The sequence below is a fragment of the Streptomyces olivaceoviridis genome (assembly GCF_014650115.1).
GTDB classification, from domain to species: domain Bacteria; phylum Actinomycetota; class Actinomycetes; order Streptomycetales; family Streptomycetaceae; genus Streptomyces; species Streptomyces olivaceoviridis.
The window spans coordinates 92,135-115,290 of record NZ_BMUI01000014.1; the positions used below are offsets into that span (position 1 = coordinate 92,135).

Annotated in this window: 15 protein-coding genes; 6 read left to right on the forward strand and 9 right to left on the reverse strand. The window is 72.5% G+C overall.

The genetic code is table 11. The features are described 5' to 3' along the window. Positions 1-14: 14 nt before the first annotated feature. Entirely contained in the window at positions 15-3,365 is a 3,351-nt protein-coding gene (locus IE273_RS25165) for a right-handed parallel beta-helix repeat-containing protein (RefSeq protein ID WP_189817443.1), read from the forward strand. Between the two features lie 115 nt (positions 3,366-3,480). Here IE273_RS25165 and IE273_RS25170 read toward each other — a convergent pair whose 3' ends face one another. Both IE273_RS25170 and IE273_RS25175 read right to left on the reverse strand, forming a co-directional pair. Continuing rightward, positions 3,481-6,270 carry an AAA family ATPase gene (locus IE273_RS25170; protein WP_189817539.1) on the reverse strand — a complete coding sequence of 930 codons (2,790 nt, stop codon included), beginning with the start codon at positions 6,268-6,270 and terminating at the stop codon, positions 3,481-3,483. A gap of 198 nt (positions 6,271-6,468) precedes the next feature. After that, positions 6,469-7,452 (reverse strand): helix-turn-helix domain-containing protein, encoded by a 984-nt coding sequence (locus IE273_RS25175; RefSeq protein WP_189817444.1) that lies wholly within the window; start codon positions 7,450-7,452, stop codon positions 6,469-6,471. Between the two features lie 242 nt (positions 7,453-7,694). On the opposite strand from IE273_RS25175, the gene IE273_RS25180 reads away from it, so the two are divergent. Next, positions 7,695-10,688 (forward strand): S8 family peptidase, encoded by a 2,994-nt coding sequence (locus IE273_RS25180; RefSeq protein ID WP_189817445.1) that lies wholly within the window; start codon positions 7,695-7,697, stop codon positions 10,686-10,688. 191 nt (positions 10,689-10,879) lie between these two features. Here IE273_RS25180 and IE273_RS25185 read toward each other — a convergent pair whose 3' ends face one another. The 4 genes from IE273_RS25185 to IE273_RS25200 all read right to left on the reverse strand — a co-directional run bounded on the left by IE273_RS25185 (position 10,880) and on the right by IE273_RS25200 (position 17,569). After that, complete coding sequence (locus IE273_RS25185; protein ID WP_189817446.1) at positions 10,880-14,650, reverse strand: S8 family serine peptidase; 3,771 nt, start codon at positions 14,648-14,650, stop codon at positions 10,880-10,882. Positions 14,651-15,039: 389 nt separating this feature from the next. After that, complete coding sequence (locus IE273_RS25190) at positions 15,040-15,783, reverse strand: 2-dehydropantoate 2-reductase (RefSeq protein ID WP_308437060.1); 744 nt, start codon at positions 15,781-15,783, stop codon at positions 15,040-15,042. Next, the gene (locus tag IE273_RS45240) at positions 15,747-15,893 is read right to left on the reverse strand and encodes a 2-dehydropantoate 2-reductase N-terminal domain-containing protein (protein WP_189817448.1); all 147 of its coding nucleotides are present in this window, start codon (positions 15,891-15,893) and stop codon (positions 15,747-15,749) included. Before IE273_RS45240 ends, IE273_RS25190 begins: the two co-directional genes overlap by 37 nt. Before the next feature lie 188 nt (positions 15,894-16,081). Continuing rightward, positions 16,082-17,569 (reverse strand): hypothetical protein, encoded by a 1,488-nt coding sequence (locus tag IE273_RS25200; RefSeq protein ID WP_229887518.1) that lies wholly within the window; start codon positions 17,567-17,569, stop codon positions 16,082-16,084. A gap of 241 nt (positions 17,570-17,810) precedes the next feature. Here IE273_RS25200 and IE273_RS25205 point away from each other — a divergent pair, with 241 nt between their 5' ends. Both IE273_RS25205 and IE273_RS25210 read left to right on the forward strand, forming a co-directional pair. Further along, the gene (locus tag IE273_RS25205; protein WP_189817449.1) at positions 17,811-18,413 is read left to right on the forward strand and encodes a VOC family protein; all 603 of its coding nucleotides are present in this window, start codon (positions 17,811-17,813) and stop codon (positions 18,411-18,413) included. 144 nt (positions 18,414-18,557) lie between these two features. Next, entirely contained in the window at positions 18,558-19,037 is a 480-nt protein-coding gene (locus IE273_RS25210; RefSeq protein ID WP_189817450.1) for an SRPBCC family protein, read from the forward strand. A 134-nt stretch (positions 19,038-19,171) separates the two neighbouring features. Here IE273_RS25210 and IE273_RS25215 read toward each other — a convergent pair whose 3' ends face one another. Further along, a complete protein-coding gene (locus IE273_RS25215) occupies positions 19,172-19,948 on the reverse strand; it encodes a GNAT family N-acetyltransferase (protein WP_189817451.1) in 777 nt (258 codons plus the stop codon). Between the two features lie 132 nt (positions 19,949-20,080). On the opposite strand from IE273_RS25215, the gene IE273_RS43765 reads away from it, so the two are divergent. Both IE273_RS43765 and IE273_RS43770 read left to right on the forward strand, forming a co-directional pair. Continuing rightward, positions 20,081-20,752 (forward strand): lysozyme family protein, encoded by a 672-nt coding sequence (locus IE273_RS43765; protein WP_229887500.1) that lies wholly within the window; start codon positions 20,081-20,083, stop codon positions 20,750-20,752. Positions 20,753-20,925: 173 nt separating this feature from the next. After that, the gene (locus IE273_RS43770) at positions 20,926-21,984 is read left to right on the forward strand and encodes an N-acetylmuramoyl-L-alanine amidase (RefSeq protein ID WP_229887520.1); all 1,059 of its coding nucleotides are present in this window, start codon (positions 20,926-20,928) and stop codon (positions 21,982-21,984) included. Between the two features lie 69 nt (positions 21,985-22,053). Here IE273_RS43770 and IE273_RS25225 read toward each other — a convergent pair whose 3' ends face one another. Both IE273_RS25225 and IE273_RS25230 read right to left on the reverse strand, forming a co-directional pair. Beyond that, positions 22,054-22,335 (reverse strand): WhiB family transcriptional regulator, encoded by a 282-nt coding sequence (locus IE273_RS25225; RefSeq protein ID WP_189817452.1) that lies wholly within the window; start codon positions 22,333-22,335, stop codon positions 22,054-22,056. Between the two features lie 206 nt (positions 22,336-22,541). Next, entirely contained in the window at positions 22,542-23,105 is a 564-nt protein-coding gene (locus IE273_RS25230) for a hypothetical protein (protein WP_189817453.1), read from the reverse strand. Positions 23,106-23,156 lie beyond the last annotated feature (51 nt).

The window sequence follows — 23,156 nt, forward strand, 5'->3', positions numbered from 1 at the left end:
ACGAAGGAGCAGGCGTGGCCCGCCATCTGATCACCGTCGGCCAGGAGAACGGGTGCGACCACACCACCATCGGCGCGGCACTCGCCAACGCCCGGCCGGGAGCCGTCATCAGCGTCCGGCCGGGCAGCTACCGGGAGACCCTGGTGGTGAACAACCGGGTGACCATCGTCGCCGACGGCCCGCGCGGCAGCGTCGAGATCGCCCCGGACAAGGGCGCCGCCGTCACGCTGGCCGCCGACGCCGTGATGCTGACCGACCTGCTCCTGCGGGGAGGCGCGGGCGAGCTGCCGGTGATCGACGCGGTCCGCGGCCAGGTCGCCCTGGACGGCTGCGAGGTCCTCGGAGCGGGCTGGACGGCCCTGCTCAGCCGCGGCAGCGGCTCCCTCGCCATACGGTCCTGCCGGATCACCAACCCCGTCGGAGCGGGCGTGGTGGAGGCCGGCACGACCGGCAGCGTCATCGCGGACTGCCTGATCGAGAACCTGGGCACCTCCGGTGTGGTGATCAGCGAGCAGGGCCGCGCCGACGTGCGCAACTGCCGTATCCGGGACGCGCGCGGCAACGGCGTGCTGGCCAACGGCCAGTCCCGGGGCGTCGTGGAGGACTGCGAGATCACCGCCGTGGAGAAGCCCGGACTCGCTCTGGAGGGCGGTACGTCGCTGCGGGTGGTGCGCACGACGCTGCGCGAGTGCTCGGTGGGCGTGCATCTCGCGAGCTCCGTGCGCACCGAGCTGTCCCACGTCCAGGTGTACGACTCCAGCAGTCACGGCTTCGTGGTCGCGGAGCGTTCCGACCCGCAGCTGTCGTACTGCGAGACCGCCCGCACCCGGGGCAGTGGCCTGTACGTCACCGGCCGCTCCCGCGGCTACTACGTGAACTGCGCGTTCGACGCAGCCGAAGAGGCCGCCGTGTACGTCGACGAGTCCAGCACCCCGTCCCTGACCGGGACCCGGGTGACGAACAGCAAGACGGTGGGCGTGCTGCTGGAGGGCGAGTCCGCCGCGGAGTTCGACCAGCTGGACGTCGTACGGGCCGGCGGGAACGGGGTGTCGCTGTCGACCGGGGCCAATCCGCTGCTGCGCCGGGCCCGGATCACGGAGGCGCGCGGCGCGGGCATCCTGGTCGCCGGGAACAGCCGCGGCCGGTTCGAGGACTGCGAGGTGGGCGACTGCGCCGGACACGCCGTGCGCGTCGAGGGCGGCGGCAATCCGCACGTGGGAACCTCCGCCCTGCGCGGTGCGGGCCGGTCCGGGGTCTGTGTCGGCGGCAACGGGCGGGTCACGCTGCGGGACTGCGAGATCTCCGGCTGCTCCGCCTCGGGAGCCGCGGTCGAGGAGGACGGCGACCTGTCGCTCGTCCGCACCCGGGTGCTGGGCAGCGGCGGCCACGGTGCCCTCGTCGGCTCGGGCGGCCGGGTGGCGCTGAAGTCCTGTGAGTTCAGCGGGAACGCCGGGGACGGCATCCGGATCGACACCGACCGCTCCGTCGAGGTCACCGACTGCACCGTACGCTCCAACCGTGGCGCCGGCATCAAACGCGCGCCGTCCCGGGGCGAGTTCACGCTCTCCGGTCTCACCAGCGTCGACAACAAGTCGCCGGACGAGGGCACCGACCCGGCCGCCGATCCGGTCGTACCCGAGCAGGCCGGGACCGGTGCCGCCGGCGGCACGGAGGGCGGGGCGCCGGAGAACGCCCTGGTCGCCGAGTTGAACGACCTCGTCGGTCTCACCAATGTCAAGGAGCAGGTCAACATGCTCGTCAGCCTGGGCAAGCTCGCCCAGCGACGGGCCCAACTGGGCATTCCCGCCCCGCCGATGAGCCGTCACCTGGTCTTCGCGGGCCCGCCCGGCACCGGCAAGACCACGGTGGCCCGGCTCTACGGCGGCATCCTGGCGAGCCTCGGGATGCTGTCGTCCGGCCATATCGTCGAGGTGGCCCGCGCCGACCTGGTCGCCCAGGTGATCGGCGGCACCGCGATCAAGACCACCGAGGTGTTCGAACAGGCGCAGGGCGGTGTCCTGTTCATCGACGAGGCCTACACCCTGCTGTCCGACAGCAAGGGTTCCAGCGTCGACTTCGGCCAGGAGGCCATCGACACCCTGGTGAAGCTGATCGAGGACCACCGCGACGACACCGTCGTGATCGTCGCGGGCTATCCCCGGGAGATGGAGGACTTCCTCGCCGCCAACCCCGGCCTGGCCTCGCGTTTCACCCGGACCATCGAGTTCGAGAACTACTCGGTGGACGAACTCGTCACCATCGCCGAGTCCATGTGCGCGGGCCACCGCTACGTACTGGACCCGCTGACCAGGCAGGCGCTGGGGCTGCGGTTCTCCCGGATGCGACGGGACGCGACCTTCGGCAACGGCCGGGCCGCCCGCCAGGTCTTCGAGGAGATGGTCGACCGGCAGTCGCTGCGGCTGGCCACCCTGCCCGAGGCCAGCGAGGCGGACCTGATGCTGATGCTGCCCGAGGACGTCGGCGCCGACCTCGCCGAGGAACTGCGCACGGAGGTCAAGAAGAAGGAGCCCGGCGAGTCCGACGTGCTGGCCCGGCTGCGCGCGATGACCGGTCTGGGGGCGGTCAAGCGCGAGGTCGGCGGCATCGTGAACCTGCTCACCAACTACCAGCAGCGTGCCGCGCTGGGACTGCCGACCCCCTCGGTCAGCCACCACGCGGTGTTCTCCGGCCCGCCCGGCACCGGCAAGACCACCGTGGCCCGGCTCTACGCCGACCTGCTCAAGTCCTTCGGAGTGCTCCCGCAGGGCCAGCTCGTCGAGGTCGCCAGGGCCGACCTGGTCGGACGCTACATCGGTCACACCGCGCAGCTCACCACCGAGAAGTTCGAGGAGGCCGTCGGCGGTGTCCTCTTCATCGACGAGGCGTACACGCTGACGCCCGAGAACTCGCCGCAGGACTTCGGCCGTGAGGCCGTGGACACCTTGCTGAAGCTGATGGAGGACCGGCGCGACGAGGTCGTGGTGATCGTCGCCGGCTACCCGGCGGAGATGGACCGGTTCCTGGAGTCCAACCCGGGTCTGGCCTCCCGCTTCTCCCGGCACGTCACCTTCGAGGACTACTCCACCGACGAGCTGCTGTCGATCATGGAGGAGCAGGCGTCGACGGCGGGATACGTGTGCGCGCCGCAGACCAGGGAGGCCCTGCGCCTCCACCTCGACGGCCTGCCGCGCACCAAGAGCTTCGGCAACGCGCGCCTCGCCCGCCAACTGCTGGAGACCATGATGACCCGGCAGGCGGGCCGGCTGGCGTCCCTGCCCGCACCCGACCTGGAGGCGCTCACCACCCTCCTCCCGCAGGACCTGCCCGAGGCAGCGCTCGCGGCGCTGCCGGGCGGGGAAGGATGAGGCACGGTGACACCGTGGCGGGCGGCGCCGGCCGGGCGGGGTGGCTCCGCTGCCCGGCGGCGCGTCCGGCCGGGTGGGGCGCAGCCGGCGCCCGGTCCGCCCGCCCCGAGGCCCGTCAGTCCGTGTCCGGTGGGCGCAGGGCGTCCCGCAGCGCCACCCGGGAGGCGATGCCGAGCTTCGGGTAGATCTGGTACAGGTGTGCGCCGACGGTACGGTGCGAGAGGAACAGCCGCTCGGCGATCTGCTTGTTCGTCAGCCCGGTCGCGGCCAGCTCCGCGATCTCGCGTTCCTGCGGGGTGAGCGCCGTCACGTCCCTGCCGCCGGGGCCGCCCACCACCCGTCCGGCCGCCCGCAGTTCCTTGCGCGCCCGCTCCGTCCAGGCCGTGGAGCGCAGCTGCCGGAAGGTCTCCAGCGCGGCCGTCAGCGGAGCCTTGGAGCCGGACAGCGCCCGGGACCTGCGCAACCGCTCGCCCTGGGCGAGACGCACCCTGGCCAGGGCGAAGGGCCACCGCTCCGCGTCCGGGACGGCCAGCGCCGCGGCGAACAGCCGGGCCGCCTCCGCGTCGTCCTCCGCGACGAGCGCCTCGGCGCCGGTGGCCAGCATGGCGAGCCGTGGCGAGAGCCCGGCGACGTTCGTCTCGCGCAGCGCCCGCACATGCGCGACCGCCTGCGCCCGCCGGTCGGTGCGCACGGCCGCTTCCACCAGTTCGAAGAACACCCATGCCGCGTGGGCGACGTACGGCGGGAAGCTCCCGGCCGGGCTGATGGCGTTGACGCGCGCGAACGCCCCGTCGAAGTCACCGTCGGCGATGTCCGCGAGCGCGTGCACGTGCAGCGCGCAGTGGACGGCCTCCCGGATGCCGCGCGGCGCCGCCCAGTTCGTCATCGCCTCGGCGAGCGCGTGCGCGGTCCCGGTGTCGCCCCGCGACGCGGTGACGAGCCCCTTGGTGTACTGGAAGAACCAGGTGCAGACGACGTACCCCGAGCTGGCGCACAGGGCCAGGCCCTCCTCCGACAGCTGAAGGACCTCGGCCCACTCGCCGCGGTGGTAGTCGTCCAGGCACAGGTGCAGCAGGGCGCCGATGTGCCGCCGTACCGGACCTCCCTCGCGTCCCTGCCTGACCAGCCGCCAGGCCGCGTCCCGCACCGCCGCCAGCCGGTCCGGGTACACCGCGGCGGTGCCCACCCGGACGACCCGCGCCGGGTCGGTCTCCCGCGTCGTGCCCTCGATGATCTCGTCCAGCTCCCGCAGCGTCTCCGCGTCCGCGTGGGCCGGGTCACCCCATGTCCGCGCGGCCACGGACAGCAGCCGCGGGGGAGTGGGGCGCAGCCGGGAGACGGCCGTGTAGTACGGCGTCCACAGGTCCGCACGCGCGCCGTAGTTGCACAGCAGGAGCAGGAAGTGCAGTGCGTCGACGAGCGCGGGATCCTCGGCGTCGTAGCCGTGGCCGCCCTCCTCGATGGCGCCGACCAGCAGCCGGTGGGCCGTCGTGAGGTCGCCGTCGCTGTTCAGCACGAGCTGGACGGCGGCGGTCGCGGAGCGCAGGGACGCGCCGTGTCCGGGATCCGCCCGGGAGGCGTCCTCCAGCAGGGCCGAGGCGCTGCTCAGCGCGCCGATCGCCTCGGCGCCCACGTAGGCGGCCTCCGACAGGCGGCGCGCGCGGTCGGTGTCCAGCGGGCTGAGGTCGGCGGACCGGGTGAGGGCGGCGATCGCCGCCACCGCGTCCCCGCGGTCCAGGATGCGCCGGGCGGTGCGCTCCAGCAGCAGGGCCACCTCCTCGTCGGGCTGAAGGGTCGCCTCTCCGAGGTGCCAGGCCCGTCGCTCCGGCTTGCCGGCCAGCACCCGCGCCAGGGCACGGTGCGCCGCGCGGCGGGCGCTGCTGGTGGCCGCCGCCACCACGGCCGACATGATCAGGGGATGCCTGAACACCAGGCGGCGCGGTGCCTCGGCCACGCGTACCAGCCCGTCCCGCTCGGCCGGGTCCAGGTCGTGCAGGTCCGCGTCGGCGTCGCTCTCCCGTGCTGCGGCGGACAGCACACCGAGGTCGCCGGTGCCGTCCAGGGTGGCGAGCAGCAGCAGGGTGCGGGTCGTGGCGGGCAGGGAGCGCACCCGGGAGACGAACACGGACTGGAGGCGCTCGCCCAGCGGCAGGACGGGCGGCAGCACCTCCCGGGCCCGGCGCTGGTCCGCGCCCAGCGCGTCGGGGAGTTCGAGCAGGGCCAGCGGGTTGCCCTGGGCGGTGTCCAGCAGTCGTCGGCGCACCGGGTGCGCCAGGTCCGGGAAGCGCAGGTCGACCAGGCGGGCGGCGGCGTCCGCGTCCAGGGCGGGCAACTGGTGGGCGGGCAGTCCGCCGCCGTCGAAGAAGCTGGGCACGCCCGTCCGGGAGGCCGCGAGGAAACGGATGGGGGTGCCGGACAGCCGTCGGGCGAGGAAGCCGAAGACCGCGGCGCTCGCCCGGTCCACCCAGGGCAGGTCGTCCACGATCAGCAGGACGGGAGTGTCCTGGGCCGCCGACCGCAGCAGGGCCAGCGCGGCGTTGCAGACGACCATGCGCTCGGGGAGCGGGCCGGCGCCGAATCCCAGGGCGATCCGCATGGCCTCGCGGCTGGGGGAGTCGAGCCGTTCGAGCAGGCCGTGCAACGGCAGCAGGATCTGGTTGAGCGCCGCATAGCCGACGTCGGCCTCGAACTCGGCGCCGGCCGCCCGCAGGACGCGGGTCCCCCGCCGGCCGGCGGCCCGCGCCATGGCGTCCAGCAGGGCCGACTTGCCGACCCCGGGCTCCCCGGACAGCAGCAGGACACCGCTCGCATGCCGCTCCAGCATCTCGGAGAGGTGGTCCAGATCGCGCTCGCGTCCCACCAGGAGCTCGGTGTGGCCGATCCTCGGCACGTCGGCGTGCGCCACCGGCCACCGCCTTCCTCCGGCCCCGGCCTCGCGCAACCGTGCCATGCGTATCTCCCACCGTGCCCGGCCATTGTAGGAGCGCGTGGGCGTAATCCGCCTACCTGCCTCGCTCGGCGTCACCAGCCGGTGCCATGCGGTGACCTGCGCGTTTGTCCGTGATCCCGCCCTTCGCCGGGACGGGTGCGGGGCGCGCGGCGGTCAGATCAGTCCGCGTGCCGCGGCCGTGGCCCCTGCCTGGAAACGGGTGTCGGCGCCCAGCCTGGCCAGGACGGCCGCGACGCGCCGGGTGGCGGTACGGGTACTGCACCCCAGCTGGCGGGCGATGGCCTGGTCCTTCAGGCCGGCCTTGAGCATGCGGAGCAGCAGGACATCGTCCTCGTCGAGGCCGTCGTCCCCGGCGGGCGCCGGCCCGGTGATCGGCTCGGCGCGGATCCAGTAGGCCTCGTACAACTCCATCAGGGCGTCGAGCATGGCGGAGGGGTGGATCACGACGAGGTCGTCGTAGACCGGCCCCGACAGGGGGACCAGCGCGACCCGCCGGTCGATGATGTGGAGCTTGAACGGCAAGGACGGCAGCATCCGTGAACGCTCGCCCAGTTCGGCGAGCCTCAGCAGCATCGCGAACCGTCCGGGCCGTTCCATGGACTGCGGACAGTAGATCGACCGCACGTCGATGCCCCGTTCGAGCCACCCCTTGGTGAGGCCGAACTCGTCCTCGTTGCTGTGGAGCCGGCCGTCCGGGCGGCCCACGTAGGGCGGCCGGTCCAGGGCCCACATGTGGGAGGCCGCGGAGTTGCTCAGCTCCTCGACCCGTTCCAGGATCAGCCTGCGGTCCGAGAGGACCTCCACCAGGTTGCGCGGATCGGACCGCAGCCGCCCCTCACGGTAGCGCTCGGCGATCCGGTCGATCTCCGCGCGTGCCGAGGCCAGCGCCATCTCCGTCTCCCACTGCCGTCTGGCCAGCAGGGGAAGCATCGCGGTCTGCGGGTTCGTCGCCTGGTAGCGGCTGAGGCCGGTCACGTGCAGGAGCCCGAGGTCCCGCAGGCGGGCGACACACCGCACGACGTGCTGCTCCGGAACACCCAGGGACGCGCAGACCTCCTCGACGGTCGCCTGACCGTGGTCCACGAAGCACCGGTACACCTCTTCATCGGGCTCGGCTATGCCCAGGACCGACAGCACGTATGCATACCTCCGTCGGATCGGTGTGTGACATTCCTGGCGCGGTTGGCCATCCGTCCAAATGTGCCAACAGAGTATCTGGACACCTCTCCAAGGAACAGCGTTCACTTTCTCGCTGGGGCGACGAGGTTGCTTCAGTGTCCGGCTCCCGCCGTCGTCAACTCCCCACCCCCGCACGCGCAGCACCAGTCCGAAGGTGCTGGAGACACCATCCGCTCGGCCCACTCCCCGTGGAGGAACGTGTGAGTTCCACGCTCCGAAGAACGACCTTCGCCTGTGGCGCGGCGGCTCTGGCCGTCTCCCTGGCCGCCGTCTGTACCGGCATACCGGCGCAGGCCGCCGGTGACCCGCTGACACCCGTCCCCCGCTCCGGGCACCTCCCGGCCGGCCGTTACATCGTGACCCTCTCCGACGCGCCCGTCGCTCTCTACCAGGGTGGCGTGGCCGGCCTCGCGGGCACCGCACCGAAGCCGGGCGCCAGGGTCGACACCTCCAGCGCCGCCGCGCACCGCTACCGGGACTACCTCCAGGACCGGCAGAGCGAGGTCGCCGCCTCGGTCGGCGCCAAGGTCCGGGGGCGCTACACGGTGGTGACCAACGGCTTCACCGCGAAACTGACGGCCGTTCAGGCGGCGCTTCTGAGCCGGCAGCCGGGCGTCCTCAAGGTCAGCCCGGACGGATGGAACAAGCCGACGGACGACTCCCGGTCCACCGACCTCATGGGCCTGTCGGGGCCGCACGGTGTGTGGTCGAGGCTCGGCGGCACCGCGAACTCGGGCAAGGGCGTGGTGGTCGGTGTCATCGACACCGGCGTCTGGCCCGAGAGCGCGTCGTTCGCCGCCCCCGCGCTGGGCACCGCGCCCCCCACGGCCAAGGACCCCTACCGCCCTTACCGCAAGGGCGACGTGATAACGATGAAGAAGGCCGACGGAGGCACCTTCACCGGCGTCTGCCAGACCGGTGATCAGTTCACCGCCGCCGCCTGCAACACCAAGCTCGTCGGCGCCCGGTACTTCGGCGACGCCTATCTCGCCGAGACGCCCCCGGAGCAGCGGGACGACTACGTGTCACCGCGCGACGGCGAGGGCCACGGTACCCACACCGCGTCCACCGCCGCGGGCAACGCGAACGTCCGGGTGACCGTGCAGGGGAAGGACTTCGGGAAGATCTCCGGAGTGGCACCGGGCGCCGCGGTCGCCGTGTACAAGGCGCTGTGGAAGGACAAGGGCGGCGCCGACTCCGACATCGTCGCGGCGATCAACCAGGCGGTGGCGGACGGCGTCGACGTCATCAACTACTCCGCGGGGGCGCTCCTGGAGACCCCGCTCGACAATCCCGTCCAGCAGGCATTCCGGGCGGCGGCACAGGCCGGCGTGTTCGTGTCGACGTCCGCGGGCAACAACGGCCCGTCGAGGTCGTGGATGGACAACACCGCCCCGTGGACCACCACCGTCGCGGCCAGCACCATGGCGACCCCGGAGGCCACGGTGAAGCTGGGCGACGGCCGGACCTTCGTCGGGGCCAGCGTCACCGTGGACACGGAAGTCGGGCCGAAACCGCTGGTGTTGTCCACCGACGTGCGGGCCGCCTCGGCGACGGAGACGACGGCGAAGCTGTGCCAGGACGGGACGCTCGACCCGGCGAAGACGGCCGGGAAGATCGTGGTGTGCGACCGGGGGGTCAACACCCGGGTGAGCAAGTCCGCCGAGGTCGCGCGGGCCGGGGGCGTCGGCATGGTCCTGGTGAACACCAGCGACCAGGACACGGACGGCGACATCCACCTGGTGCCGACCGTGCACCTGAACGGAACGGCGGCCACGACGGTCCGCGGCTACGCGGCGGCGCCGGGCGCCACCGTCTCACTGGAGCCGGGAGGTTCCACCGGGACGCCGTACCCGCAGATCGCTCCGTTCTCCTCCAGGGGACCCTCGGAGGAGAACAAGGGCGCGCTGATCAAACCGGACCTCGCCGCACCGGGCGTGGCCGTGCTCGCGGCCGTCGCGCCGCCCAGCAACCAGGGGCACGACTTCGACTTCATGTCGGGAACGTCGATGGCCGCGCCGCAGGTGTCCGGCCTCGCGGCCCTCTACTTCGGCGTGCATCCCAAGTGGTCCCCGATGGCGGTCAAGTCGGCCCTGATGACGACCGCCGTGGACACCAAGACCGCGTCGGGCGGCACCAACACCGACGTGTACGCGCAGGGTTCCGGTGAGGTCGACCCCGCCGCGATGCTCAACCCCGGCCTGGTCTACGACTCGTCGAACCGGGACTGGCTCGCCTACGAGGAGGGCCTCGGGATCGACACCGGTACCGGCGTGGCTCCCATCGAACCCAGCAATCTGAACTACCCCTCCATCTCCGTGGACCGACTGCTCGGTTCGCGTACCCTCACCCGCACGCTGACCGCGGTCAGGCCGGGTGTGTACCGGGCGTCGGTCGAGCTGCCCGGTTTCCAGGCCGAGGTGAAGCCCTCGACCCTGCGCTTCACCCGTACCGGACAGACCGCGAAGGTCAGCATCAAGCTGACGCGCACCACAGCGGTCTCCGATGTCCCCGTCACGGGTTCCCTGACCTGGGCGGGCAGCGGGCACGTGTCAGTACGCAGCCCGATCGTGGTGACACCGCAGAGCTTGCTGGCCCCCGGCCGGCTGGAAGGCAGCGGGAGCGCGGGAAGCGTCTCGTACTCCGTGACCCCGGGAACCGAGAAGCTGAAGCTCACCGCCTACGCCCCCGTGGCGGGCGCCCCCGTACGCGGTGAGATGTCCGACGAGACGGGCAACGCACAGGACTTCGTCCTCACGGTGCCGCAGGGAAGCAAGGCCGGTGAGTTCTTCGCCGTCGGGGACAACCCCGACGACAAGCTGTACCTGATGGTCACGCCCCTGCGGGAGGACGGTTCGCCCGCCACGAGCGGCCAGCTGAGCGAGTACGAACACCAGGCGCACGTCAGCCTGGGGACGCTGAAGCCGGGCAAGTACGCGGTGACCGTCATGTCGGCCTGGTACGAGGGGGCGCCGTTCTCGTCCGACATCAAGTTCACCCTTCAGGCGAACGTGGTGGGCACGGACGCGCCGACGACCGGCACCTTCAGCGTGTCTCCCGAGCGTCCTGCGACGAAGCCGGGCGTCCCCTTCCCCGTCACCGGTACGTGGTCCGGTGTGGACACCTCCGCTCCGGCTACCGCCTACGTCGGTTACCAGGACGGTACCGGCACCCTGGTCAGCATCCACGGCTGACCCCCTCCTCCGGCGGGCCGCCCGGCGGCCCGCCGGACCTGTCGGCCCGATGGAACCGCCCTCCTCACCCGCGTTCCCCTGGACTGGTTGTCGGTGAGCGCTCGCGCAACGCGAGCGCTCCTTTTTTGTGATCAGTCACGACACGGGTGCCCGCCACCGGCGATCCCGGTGGCGGACACCCGATGACCGGCTCAGCGCAGCCCGTAGGCCCGCGTGACGGTCTGCCGGACCCGGTCACCCGCGCGGTCGACGGCGCTCGCCCGCAGGGACACGTGGCCGCCCGGCTGCCCGCCGGCGGGTATCACCAGCGACCAGTGGCCCCGGCCGGCGGACGTGACCGCCGCCGGGCTCCAGGTCCTGCCGTCGTCGTACGACACGTCGACGGTGACCTTGCGGACCGGGGACGTGCCGGAAGCGCCCGGCTGGTGCCGTACCGTGACCGAACCGGTGAACTCCTTGCCGGCCGAGGCGGTGTTGTGCCCGTCGAGCGGCAGGGCGAACCCGAGGTCCAGCAGGTCCACCGGGGTGCGGACCGAGTCCTCGGTACGGCCGGTGGTGAAGGTCCACTCCGAACGCACCTTCGGGGAGAGCACGGACGGGCGGGTGGCCCTGACGACCAGCCGGTAGGTGCCCGCGGCCGACGGCAGGTCGAAAGCCCCCGCTCCCGGTGTGTCGCTGCCGTCCACCTTCGTCCGGTCCCGGAACAGTTCGGTCGTGCCCTTCTCCAGGACCTGGCCGTCGATGTCCGTACCGGCCGCGGTCGTGTGGTTCGGATCGGCGTCGTTGAACACCGGGATCGCGGTCACGAGCCGGTCGCCGGACCGGTAGGCCGCGGGTGCCGGCAGGCCGTCCGCGTCACTGGTCAGCGGCTTCGGCAGCCGCGGCGCGAAGGGCGCCGTGCCCCACGCGGCCGAGGTGCGCCGGTCGGTGCGGTAGGTGGTCCACGCGGTCCGCTCCGACGCCCCGTACGTCCAGTCGGCGTTCAGCCCGGCGCCGGAGTCCACGCTCCAGGACACCCCGGGCGTGAAGTACTCGACGCGCGTCTGCGGGACGGCCAGCCGCTGCTCCGTCACGCCCGACAGGCCCGATACCGGGTCGTTGTAGAGCACGCCCTGCACGATGACGTGCCGACCCCCCGCCGGGTTGCGGTAGACGGCCTTCGTCCGGGCGAGCGCGGCGCGCCGGAAGTGCCAGGCCTGGCCCTCGGGCAGGTCCAGGCCCACCGAGCCGAACAGGTTGTACTGCGTGTGGGTGGCGGGTGTGCCGACCACGTGCACCTGCCGCGCACCGGCCGCCAGCCGCTCCCGCAGCCCCTCGACGTCCTCGTACCGCAGCAGTTGCAGGATCGGCACCTCCGTGAGGCGCGCGATGTAGTCGTAGGTGAGGACCAGCGCGGCGCCCTTGGCCTTCAGCCCCGTCACCAGGGTGGCGAACTGCTCCTGCGTCGGCGTGCCGACGGGATCCGGCGAGTAGTGCTCCGGCGCGACGAGCACCACCTTGCCCCGGACGTCTCCGACCTGGTCCGGGTCGGTCTCCTCGTCGATGTCGACCAGGTCCGCGGTGATGTCGCCCTCGTAACCGGCGGACTGGGGGTCCTCCACATAGCTGACCTCGAACGGGTGCTCGCCGACCGTCGTCACCTGGTTCTGCGGTGGGGCCCAGGCCGCGCCGTACGAGAGCGCCGTTCCGGGGACGGCCTTGTCGGACAGCACGTAGCGGGGTGTGTAGTTGCTTTCCAGGGCGATGCCGTCAGTGCCGTCGCCGGTGGTGACGGCGGACGAGAGGGTGACGTGGGCCGAGTAGAGATCCGGGCGCGCGGCGGGATCGTCCAGGTCGGCCGTGACCGGCTGGGCCTTGGTCCCGTCGAGGGCGAGGGTGCGGTCGCCGTCGACGTGCAGTCCGCCCTGGAGGTAGTAGGTGATCGTCACATGCAGCAGGCCGGAGACCGTGCCGAGCCCCAGGACGCGGTAGTCCCCGTCGGGCACCTCTGCCCGCAGGCCGTTCTCGTCACCCGAGTCGGCGGGGTAGACGGCGCCCGTGGTCTCGTTCTGGAGCGCGACCCAGGCGTCGTCGAGGCCCAGCGCCTCCCCCGCGTGGTTGCGTACGCGGACCGTCACCGTGCGGAGGAGTTCCCGGACCTGGGCGGTGACCGGGGTGACCACCCGGGCGTCCCCGGCGGTGGCCGTCAGCCGCCCCTCGTAGGAGCCGACGGAGTCGGGGCCGGCCGCGAGCCGCACGGTGGCGGTGGCCGTCCCGTGCGCCGGAACCGTGACGGAGGGCTCGGCGGAGAACAAGCCGTCGGGCGCGGGCCGTCCCCGCTCGTCGGTCACGGACAGGCTCAGGCCGAGGGTGACCGGAGCGTCGCCGTCGTTGGCGTAGGTCACCCGGCCGGTAGTGGGCTGCGCCGGGTCGTGGGGCCACGGGATGCGGCCCAGGCCGAGCGACGGGGTGACGGCGCGCACGGACTGCGCGTCGGCCCGGGCCACGTCCAGCCGGCCCGCGCCGTTGCCGAACACGTCGACGTCCTTCAGCACGGTCGCCGACCCCGTGAGCGCGGCCTTGATCTGCCGGCCGGTCCAGTCGGGGTGTTCGCCGGCGATGATCGCCGCGGCGCCCGCGACGTGCGGGGTGGCCATCGACGTCCCCGACAGCGACACGTAGTCGGCGTCACCCGGCGCGTCCGGGAACGCCCCCGGCGCGCGGGCGGCGACGATGTTCTCGCCGGGCGCCGAGATCTCCGGTTTCAGTCCGAAGTCCCCCGCGCGCGGCCCCCGGCTGGAGAACCGGCTGAGGGTGTCCTGCTTGGTGGTGCTCGCCACGGTCAGCGCCGCGTCCGCGGCTCCGGGCGCCGTCACGCTGCGCGGCTGGCCGGCGTTGCCGGCGGCCACCACGAACAACGCGCCCGACGCGGCCGAGAGCCTGTTCACCGAGGTGGACAGCAGGTCGGTGCCGTCGCTCGGGGCGTCGCCGCCCAGGCTCATGCTGATCACGTCGGCACCCTGCTGGACGGCCCACTCCATGCCGGCCAGGACGCCGGAGTCCGTGCCGCTGCCCTCGTCGTCGAGGACCTTGCCGTTGAGCAGCCTCACCCCGGGGGCCACCCCCCGGTACCGGCCGCCGGAGGCGGCGCCGCTGCCGGTGATGGTGGACGCCACATGGGTGCCGTGGCCCGCGTGGTCGTCGGTGTCGGCCGCGCTGGAGAAGTTCTCCGCCGCGTCGACCTTCCCCTTCAGATCCGGATGGGTGGAGGAGATGCCGGTGTCGAGCACGGCGACCTTGACGCCCTCGCCGGTATGGCCGTGCTCCCAGGCGGTGGGCGCGCCGACCAGCGGCACACTCACGTCCAGGGTGGACCGTACGACGCCGTCCAGCCAGATCTTCGTGCCGTGCGCCGGGGCGGCCCGGCCGGTGCCGGCCGCGCCGGCCCGCTCACCGGTCAGGGACCGCCACAGGGCGGTCGCGTGCGGCTTGCCGGTGCTCAGCGCTCGTATGCCCAGCCGGGGCAGGGTGTGGGTGACCCTGGCGGTGGAGGGCGTCACCGTCTTCGGGGCGGTGCCCGGTCGTCCGGCGACGATCACCTTGATGTCATGGGTGTGCCGGTCGTCGAGGTGCTGCCGCGCGAGTTCGGTGATGTCGAACAGCGCCTTGTCCACCTCGCCGCGCGCCATCGCACCCCAGGCGTCCCGGGGCACGACATAGGTGTGGCCACCCTCGGTGTAGTTCGCGAACGCCGTCTGGCGCCGTTCCGTGCCGGCCGTGGCGCTCACGACCCGTACGGTGTCGCCCGTGCGGCGGTAGCGGACGATGTCCCCCGTGATCAGGGTGACCTGTTCGACCGGCCCGGCGGCGGGTGTGCCCGGCCGGGCGGCGGCGTCCGTGGGCGTCGCGCCGGCCGGAGCGACGAGCGCTCCCGTCAGCGTGCCGACGCCCAGTAACAGCGCCGCTGTTCTGTGTCGTGTCACTGCAATCCTCCTGTCGGCGCCCCGTGGTCGAGGGGCGGGGACATGTGTCCCGACAGGTGAACAGGGAAGGGTGGCCCCCGGGTTGCCTCGGAATCCGCTGAAGCTGCCGCCCTCGCCGCCGAACTCCTCCGCCGCGGACCGGAGTTACCGGCGACCGTCCGGCTCCGGTGCCGCGTGAGTGCCGCGCGCGCGGACACGGACCGGGCCACCGCACGAGCCGGTGCCGGCAGGGGACGCCCACGGCGTCTGACCGGATGGGGGCACACACGGCGGCTGACCGGATGGGGGCACACACGGCGGCTGACCGGATGAGGGCGCACACGCGGAGGCGGGCGTACGGCGTCCGGGGCGCTGTCCGGCACCGAGCGCCGTCGGCTCACCGCCGCCGGTCACGCGGCCCGTGGCAGACGCGGCACCCCGGCCCCGCCGGTGTCCAGGGGGCGCAGCGCCTGGAGGAGCGCGGTGACGGCCCGGTTCAACGGGACGTCGATGCCGAGCTTCTCGGCTTGCCGGACGACGGCCCCGTTGAGGGCGTCGTACTCCAGCGGCCTTCCGGCCAGCCGGTCGTACAGCATGGACGTTCCGTTGTCCGCGGCGAACTCCGCCGTGAAGGCGAGGGTGCGCTGGACGTCCTCCTCCGTGAGCCGGGCGCCGAGCGCCACGCCCACCGCCGACGCCTCCCGCATCAGCCCGAGGGCGAGTTCACGCACGTGTGCGTCCTGAAACACCTCCATGCGGCGCAGGGTGAGCGCGGTGAGGGAGTTCACGGCGATGTTGAGCATCAGCTTGCGCCACATGGCCGTGGTGAGGTCCTCCGCCACCTCCACTGTCATTCCGCTGCCCTCGAACAACTCGGCCAGCTCCTCGGCCCACGGCCCCCGCGGAACCTGGAAGCTGTCGCCGTAACCGAGCCGGATACGGCCCGGGGCGAGCCTCTCGGCCTGGATGTACACCAGTGCCGGGACCAGCGAGGCCCGGGGGGAGAGATCCTGGACGCCTTCCGTCTGTTCGACGCCGTTCTGGAGGACGACGACGGTGGTGTTCTCGTCGCACAGGGAGCGCAGCCACATGGCCGCGCTCTGAGTGTCGAACGACTTCACGGCGAGCAGGACCCAGCACGGGTACGCACACAGACCGTCACATCGTGGCCTGCTCTGTGCAGCGCTGACGCGACCACACCTCCGACGGCACCCGCGCCGATCACGGCGACGGCGGTCCTGGGTGTCCTTCCGCTGGGACCCATTGTCCCCTCCTGATCAGGGTGCGGGATCGCTGCACGATGTATCCCCCACGTATCACCAACGACGTGTGACGCTCCGCTGGTTCGCAGGTCGGGCGAATGTGCCGACAGTCACATACGTGTCCAAGAGGAAGAAATGGGTCGGGATCCGTGCGCCGGCCGGGACGCCGCCCGCGGCGGTTCATGGCGGACTACGACGCCGGCAGCGGAGTGCGATGCCGGGACCGGCCGGAGCCGGAGGCGGGTTCCGGTCCGCTGCCGGGGCCTCCCGCGGGCTCCGGCCGGGGCGATGTCACCGAGTCGGCCCGCCGCAGTCCGTGACGGACCGTCAGCCCGTGCAGTCGCTCACCGTCCCGTGCGTCGAGAACACCGTGGACGTGCACCACGGCCCGGACACAGACCTCGGGCTCCAACTGCCCGAACAGCCGCTCCAGCGCCGGCCACAGGGACGCGTCGAGCGGTCGGTGCGAACCCCAGGGCCCGAGGTCGAGTGCGACGGTGTCGGCGCGGGCGGGGCGGGCCGTGGCGAGGAGCGGCGGTGCGGCGTCACGCGGTCCGACCCACAGGCCCGACGGGGTCACCCCCGCCCTCCAGTCCCGGCCCAGCGACAGCGCGTCGGGCCCGGTGCCCGCGCTCAGCACCGCGGGGACCCGCCATTGCGTCACGCGCGCCGGCCGGCCGCCCTCGCCCGTCGCCGGCCCGTGGACGAGGGTCCGGGCGAAGGGCCGCCAGGCGGGCCGGCCCTCCTCGTCGAGCAGGTACTGGTCCGCGGCGGCGTCGCCGGCCGAGACGCCCTCCGGGACGGCCCTGCCGTGCATGACGGGCGCTCCCAGCGCCACCGCGACCTCGCAGCCCAGGAGGTCCGACACCTCCTGAGCGGTCCGTGACATCGGCCGACCCGCCAGCGAAACCAGCCGCAGCGAGCCGCGGACCCGCTCGGGGAGCGTCCCCATGACCACCGCGAGGACGGTGGCGGGAGTCCGCGGCGAGGTGATGATCAGCTGCGGCCGGCCGTCCTCCGGCGGTACGGCGTGCAGCCGGGCGTGGGTGGCGGGCGACACCGGTCCCGCGGGCCGTACGGCCAGCCCGGCCGGCACGGGTTCGACGATGTGCCCGGCCAGTGTCTGGCGGCCCACCCGCCGCACCGCGATCTCCCAGTCCGGAACGGGCAGATGACCGCTCACGTGCCGGGCGGCCGTGCCGGGCGAGAAGTGCCACCAGCCGCCGGGGCCCCCCGGGTGGCCGGGCGCGAAGAGACAACCCGTCGCCGTCACGAGCGCGGACCCGGCGGTGGCCAGGACGTCCATCCCCCACCGTTCGCTGATCAGCCGGGCCGCCGACGGGCTGTCGCCGGCCTCGTGGGCGCCCTCGGACATCACCAGGGTCAGCAGGCGCACCCGTGCGTCCCGGCTCGCCTCCAGCGCGGGCGCCAGCAGCCGGCCCAGCCCCTCCGCGCCGCCCTCGACCGAGGGCACGCCGACCACGACGAACGCCTCGTTCGGCCGGGTGGGGCCCAGCCGGCCGGCGAGCCGGGTGAGCCACACCGGCGGCCTGCTCCCCGAGTGCACCAGATGCAGGTGCTCGCCGACGGAGGTGAGCGTCGATGCCGTCGCCGTGTCGTATCGAGCGTGGCCCGGGTCTCCCGCGGGGATGACGGTCATGCGGCCCTCACAGTCCATGGTCACGACGGAAGGAGACACACGGAGGGCTTGACACGGACACGCGTCGCTGACCTCGCGGCCATCCCTGTGCTCACATGTGCCCACCGGGTCCGTTCCCGGCACACGTGTCTCCGGGCCGGAGTCTACCGGACACATGTCGGGCGAAGATATGTACCCGATTCGCTGGTTTTGCCCCTGATGGGAGCGTAGCGTTCATCCAGGTACGTGTGAGATGTCGCAGGGGAGGAGGCAGGACGTCATGACGGCAGAACCGGTGCGGTTCAGCCCCGACGAGCGACTGGAGGTGGTGACGATCCCCGTGTCCGACGTCGAGCGGGCGAAGGAGTTCTACCTACGGCTCGGCTGGCGACTGGACCGCACGCCACCCGCCAAGGTGCAGGTCACCCCGCCGGGCTCGGCGTGTTCGGTGCAGTTCGGAACGGCCCTGACCACGGCCGAACCAGGCTCGGCCCAGAACATGTACCTGTGCGTCCCCGACATCGTCGCGGAACGGAACAGACTGGTGCGGCTGGGGGGCGAGGTGGGCGACTACTACCACACCGGGGGGCCCGTCCCCGAGCCCGGACTGCACCCCGAGCGGGAGAGCTACCGCTCGCACTTCCCCTTCCGCGACCCGGACGGCAACGCGTGGCTGGTCCAGGAGGTCACCTCCCGCCTGCCCGGCCGTATCGGACCCGGCCCGACGGCCTTCACCTCCGCGGACGACCTCGCCCGGGCCCTGCGCCGAGCCGCCGCGGCACACGCCGAGCGGCCGGGGAGCACCGGCGACGCGGGCACCGACTGGGCCGAGTGGTACGCCGCGTACCTGGTGGCCGAGCAGACCGGAGGCGGCGTGAGCTGACCTGCCGCACGGTGCACGGTCAGTCAGATGACGTATGTACCCGCACGGGCGATGGTCGCATCCTGGACAGGGGCATGCCCCCGGCTCGCGCCACCAGCGCCGCCGGGGGCGACCGAAGCCAGAAGCAGCGTGAGAGAGAGTCGGATGCACGACCCCGCAGACAGCCACCCGGACATCCACTGGCCGTCCGGATTCTCACCTGCCGAAGCCCATGGCTTCCACCATGTGCAGGCCGTCGTGCCCGGCCCGCCCGAGCGGGTCTTCCGTGTGCTCACCGACGCCGCCGACTGGACCAGCTGGGTGCCGGGGTGCGAGGAGGTCAGCACCCAGACCTTCACCCAGACCTTCGAGGTGCGCTGGTGCGGTCATCGGTTCGAGGTCTACGTGGGAGAGCACGTACCGCCCCGCCGGCTCGGCTGGATGTGCCTGGGGACCAGTGTCCGGCTGTACCAGGGATATCTGCTCACCGAGGTCGGCGACGACACGGAGATCGTCGTCGAGAGCGCCGTCCGCGCCTCCCTCCCCAGGGCGTTCGACACGTTGTCGCCCACATGGGTGGAGCGCCTGGAGGAACTCTGGCACGCCCAGCTCGCCCGGCTGTCGGCCCCACCGCCGGGCGTGTGAGCCGTTCCCCGGCGCGCGCGGTCGCCGTACGACGGCACAGGTGATCAGCCCCGGGCGGCGTGGGCCCGGCAGCCCGGCACAGCGACCCACGGGCCGACCGGCAGGGCCGCTGTCGCCTTCTGTCGCCTTCGCGTTCAGGCCGTGAAGGCCGCCCACGACTCCCGGGTGCGGAAGCCGGCCTGCTCGAAGAGCGGCAGCGCCTCGTCGCTGGAGTGCAGATACGCCGTGTGCGCCCCGGCGGCCCGGCCGTCCCGCAGGATCGCCTCGGTCACCGCGCGGCCGACCCCGCGCCGCCGGTGGTCGCGCAGGGTACCGATGTTGGCGAGCCCGACATGCCGGTCGGTGAGGATCGCCAGCCCCGCTCCGGCCGGCACCCCGTCCACCTCGGCGAGGTAGGCCCGGACGAAGGGCTGTCCGAGGACGAGGGGCGTGTACAGGCTGGTGATGATCATCGGCGGAGCCCCGAAGGCCGCGCCGAGGACGGTGGCGAAGGTCTGGTCCTCGTCGTCGCGGAGCGGACGCACGGTCACGGAGCCCCGGGCGGACTCGCTGCTGCCGCGGTCCTCGTCCAGCGACAGCAGCATGAAGGGCTGTCGGGTGAGCGTGCGCAGCCCGTGGGCGGCGGCGATGCCGACGATCCCGGCATCGGGCTCGCCGCGCAGCCGGATGCTCCAGGGGAGCTGTGCGACATGCGGTGCGGCCTTCTCGCAGAGCAGCTCGATCTCCGCCGCGTCCGGCACGTCGGTCACACTCATGATGCTGTTGAGCAAGGGGATCATCGAGCGGGTGACGGCCAGCAGGGCGCCGCCGGGACCGCGCTCGTGCAGGCCGTCCGGCAGGACACCGGCGAGCCGCTCCGCAGCCGTCTGGAATGCCTCGGCGGCCTCGAATACCGCATCGTCATTGGTCATACATGTGAGTGTAACTCCGCGTCATACGTGACATGTGTGTCCGACTCCGGCAAACCCGCTCGCCCGCTCCCGCACCGCGGCGCCCGGGACACCGCGGAGGAGCCCGGACACCTTGTAGTCGGCCCGTTCGAGATGCGGCTCCGAGACACATTTCACCGTCTTCCGAGATACGTATCTCGAAACACGTTTCCCCATCCCCAAGGATGCACGGCGCTGGCCGACACCCCGAACGGCCCCTCGCACAGCACCCCCACCACTCGGCAGCAGGCCCTGCGGTCCGCCGCCGCCGAGTACCACATCCCGCCCGGCGTCCTGTTCGCCCTCTCCTACCAGGAGTCGCGCTGGGACTCCCACGGCACGCAGGTCAGCACGGACGGCGGCTACGGCGCCATGCACCTCACGGACGTCACCCCCGGCATGCTGGCCGGCGGCGGCGCCGGTGCGGCGGGCCGCGCCGACCTCAAGACCCTTGCCGCGGCCCCCGCCCTGCACACCCTCCGGACGGCCGCGAAGCTGACCGGGCTGTCCCCGCGGGAACTGCGCGAGGACGACGAGGCGAACATCCGCGGCGGAGCCGCACTGCTCGCCTCGTACGAGAAGAAGCTGGTCGGCGGCACACCCGCGGACGCCTCCCAGTGGTACGGCGCGGTGGCCCGGTACAGCCAGGCCACGCAGAAGCAGAGCGCGTCTTCGCCACCCTCCGCACCGGCGCCGCCACGACGGCGCGGGACGGCCGGCGGATCCGCCTGGCGGCCGACCCCTCGGTCCGCCCCGCGCGGTCCCAGGCCGCCGCGCTGGGCCTGAAGACGGCCGCGGCCTCCACCGCCGACACCGAATGCCCGCCCGCCGTCCCCTGCGCCTTCGTCGCCGGCTCGCCCGTCGGCCGCCAGGTCTCCGACCGGCCCGCCAACGGCATCAGGATCGACACCATCGTCATCCACGACCTGGAGACCACCTACGACGCCGGCGTCACCGGCCTGGCCAACCCGGTGCACCCCGCCTCGACGCACTACGTGATGTCCTCCGCCGGTGCCGTCACCCAGATGGTGCCCACCAAGGACATCGCCTTCCAGGCGGGCAACTACTCGACCAACCTGCACTCGACAGGCATCGAGCACGAGGGCTACGCCGTGCAGGGCGCGGCCTGGTACACCGAGGCCCAGTACGAGGCGACGGCCGCCCTGGTGCAGTACCTCGCCGCCCGGTTCGGCATCCCCCAGGACCGGCAGCACGTCATCGGCCATGACAACGTTGCCGGACCGAACTCCGCTCTGGTCTCCGGCATGCACTGGGCCCCGGGCCCCTCCTGGGACTGGGACCACTTCATGACGCTGCTGGGCGCGCCGGCGAACGGCCTGCCGGGCGTTCCCCGGACGGGCCAGGTCGTGACGATCGACCCGCCGTTCGCCGAGAACACCCAGACGATCCAGGTGTGCCCGTCCGACGACCCGACCGGGCAGACGACCGCCTGCGCCGACAGACGGCAGCCGGCCGACTTCGTCTACCTGCGCACCGCTCCGAGCGAGACGGCCCCGCTCTTCGGCGACCAGGCGATCCACGGGACCGCCGCCGGCACCGACCGCGTCAGCGACTGGGGCAGCACGGCCCAGTCCGGGCAGCAGTTCGTCGTCGCGGACGTACAGGGCGACTGGACCGCGATCTGGTACAGCGGCTCCGAGGTGTGGTTCCACAACCCCGGCGGCGCCAACACGAAGATCGGCTACGGAGTGAAGACCATCCGGCCCGTGGGCACCACCGCGGTCTCGCTCTACGGATCGAGTTACCCGGACAAGGCGGAGTACCCGGCCGGCCTCGGTGCCTCCACCCAGGCACCCCTGAGCATGTACTCCCTCCCCGCGGGCCAGGCGTACGTCGCCACCACCGGCCCCGCCGCCACCGACGACTACTTCCCCTCCAGCGGGGCGGTCGTCATCGGCGGCAAGAAGATGTACACCATCCAGTACAACCACCGCGTGGCCCTCGTCTACGCCGGTGACGTCACCGCGACCGACGCGGTCCGCCACGGGGAGGACTGACCCCGCCCAGGAACCCGCACGGCGCACCTTCTCCCGCCCCGTCGTGCGGGGTTCCGGCTCCCTCGCGGGTCATGCGCCTCGGACGTCCGCCCGCACGGCCGGGGGCTGACGACGGAGCCGACGGCGTTCGGTCTCGGTCGTCGCCCCCCATATGCCGTGGGCCTCGCGTGTCTCCAGCGCCCACCGCAGACAGGGCGTGACGACGGCGCAGTCCCGGCACACGGCCTTGGCCTGTTCGATCTGCACCGCGCAGGGACCGGTGTCGCCGATCGGGAAGAACAGCTCAGGGTCCTCGCGTCTACAGGCGCTCATCGCCCGCCAGTCGGTGGCCGCGAGGGATTCGCGGTGCATCAGGCCTCCCCAGAAGTCCGTCGGGACATCACGTGACACGTGGCGACCGGCCACCGGCACCCCGGAGCCAGTCGTATGTCCCCAACTTTCCGGTGAAAGCTCCTTATTCCACCATCCGTCCCATCAGTGTCCCGAAGGGCTGTGCCGGGTGAGCGGGGCGAGAGTCGCCTCTCGCCCCGCTCACCCGGCCGCGCGATGGATGTCCGTCAGCGCAGCGTATATGCCGTGGGGATGGTCTGCCTGACGGTGTTGCCCTGGCTGTCGGTCGCGCTGATCCTCAGTCCGACACCCTCGGCGGCCTGCTCCCGCCGCGGGTTGCCGACGGTGGTGGTGAACGTGTTCTTCCCGGTCGCCTTCGTGGCCGCGGGATGCCAGGTCCTGCCTCCGTCGAAGGTGGTCTCCGCCTTCAGGGAGGTCACCTCGGGCGGGTCGGTGAGCCGCTGCTGGTAGTAGCCGACGACGGTGACCTCGTGTTTCTCCCCGGCCCTGGCCGTGTTGTCCAGGGCCAGACCGAAGTCGTAGCGCAGGAAGATCAGCGGCTCCGGGCGGCAGGCCGCGTGGTTGCTGCCGACCAGCTCACCGACGCACGGGCTCAGCTTCGGGGCGTCGTCCTCGGTCGCCGTGGCGGAGGTGTACCGCCACACCGTCTTGACGTCGTTGGTCCGCGTCTCGAACGTGTACCGGGCGGACTTCGCCGGAAGGTCGTAGGAGACGAGGTCACCGCCCTTGCAGCCGGCGAGCGCCAGCATCGCTGCGGCTGCGAGCACCATGAGGGCCCCTCTGCGGCGCCGCGCCGATGGCACTGGGGTGTTCATCGTGTC

What these genes read in the sequence shown, in the direction of transcription:
- IE273_RS45240 (WP_189817448.1), bottom strand. Translation starts at nt 15,893, where the DNA reads ATGGGTCCCAGCGGAAGGACACCCAGGACCGCCGTCGCCGTGATCGGC.
- IE273_RS25200 (WP_229887518.1), bottom strand. Translation starts at nt 17,569, where the DNA reads ATGGACTGTGAGGGCCGCATGACCGTCATCCCCGCGGGAGACCCGGGC.
- IE273_RS25205 (WP_189817449.1), top strand. Translation starts at nt 17,811, where the DNA reads ATGACGGCAGAACCGGTGCGGTTCAGCCCCGACGAGCGACTGGAGGTG.
- IE273_RS25210 (WP_189817450.1), top strand. Translation starts at nt 18,558, where the DNA reads ATGCACGACCCCGCAGACAGCCACCCGGACATCCACTGGCCGTCCGGA.
- IE273_RS25215 (WP_189817451.1), bottom strand. Translation starts at nt 19,948, where the DNA reads ATGACCAATGACGATGCGGTATTCGAGGCCGCCGAGGCATTCCAGACG.
- IE273_RS43765 (WP_229887500.1), top strand. Translation starts at nt 20,081, where the DNA reads ATGCGGCTCCGAGACACATTTCACCGTCTTCCGAGATACGTATCTCGA.
- IE273_RS25225 (WP_189817452.1), bottom strand. Translation starts at nt 22,335, where the DNA reads ATGCACCGCGAATCCCTCGCGGCCACCGACTGGCGGGCGATGAGCGCC.
- IE273_RS25230 (WP_189817453.1), bottom strand. Translation starts at nt 23,105, where the DNA reads ATGGTGCTCGCAGCCGCAGCGATGCTGGCGCTCGCCGGCTGCAAGGGC.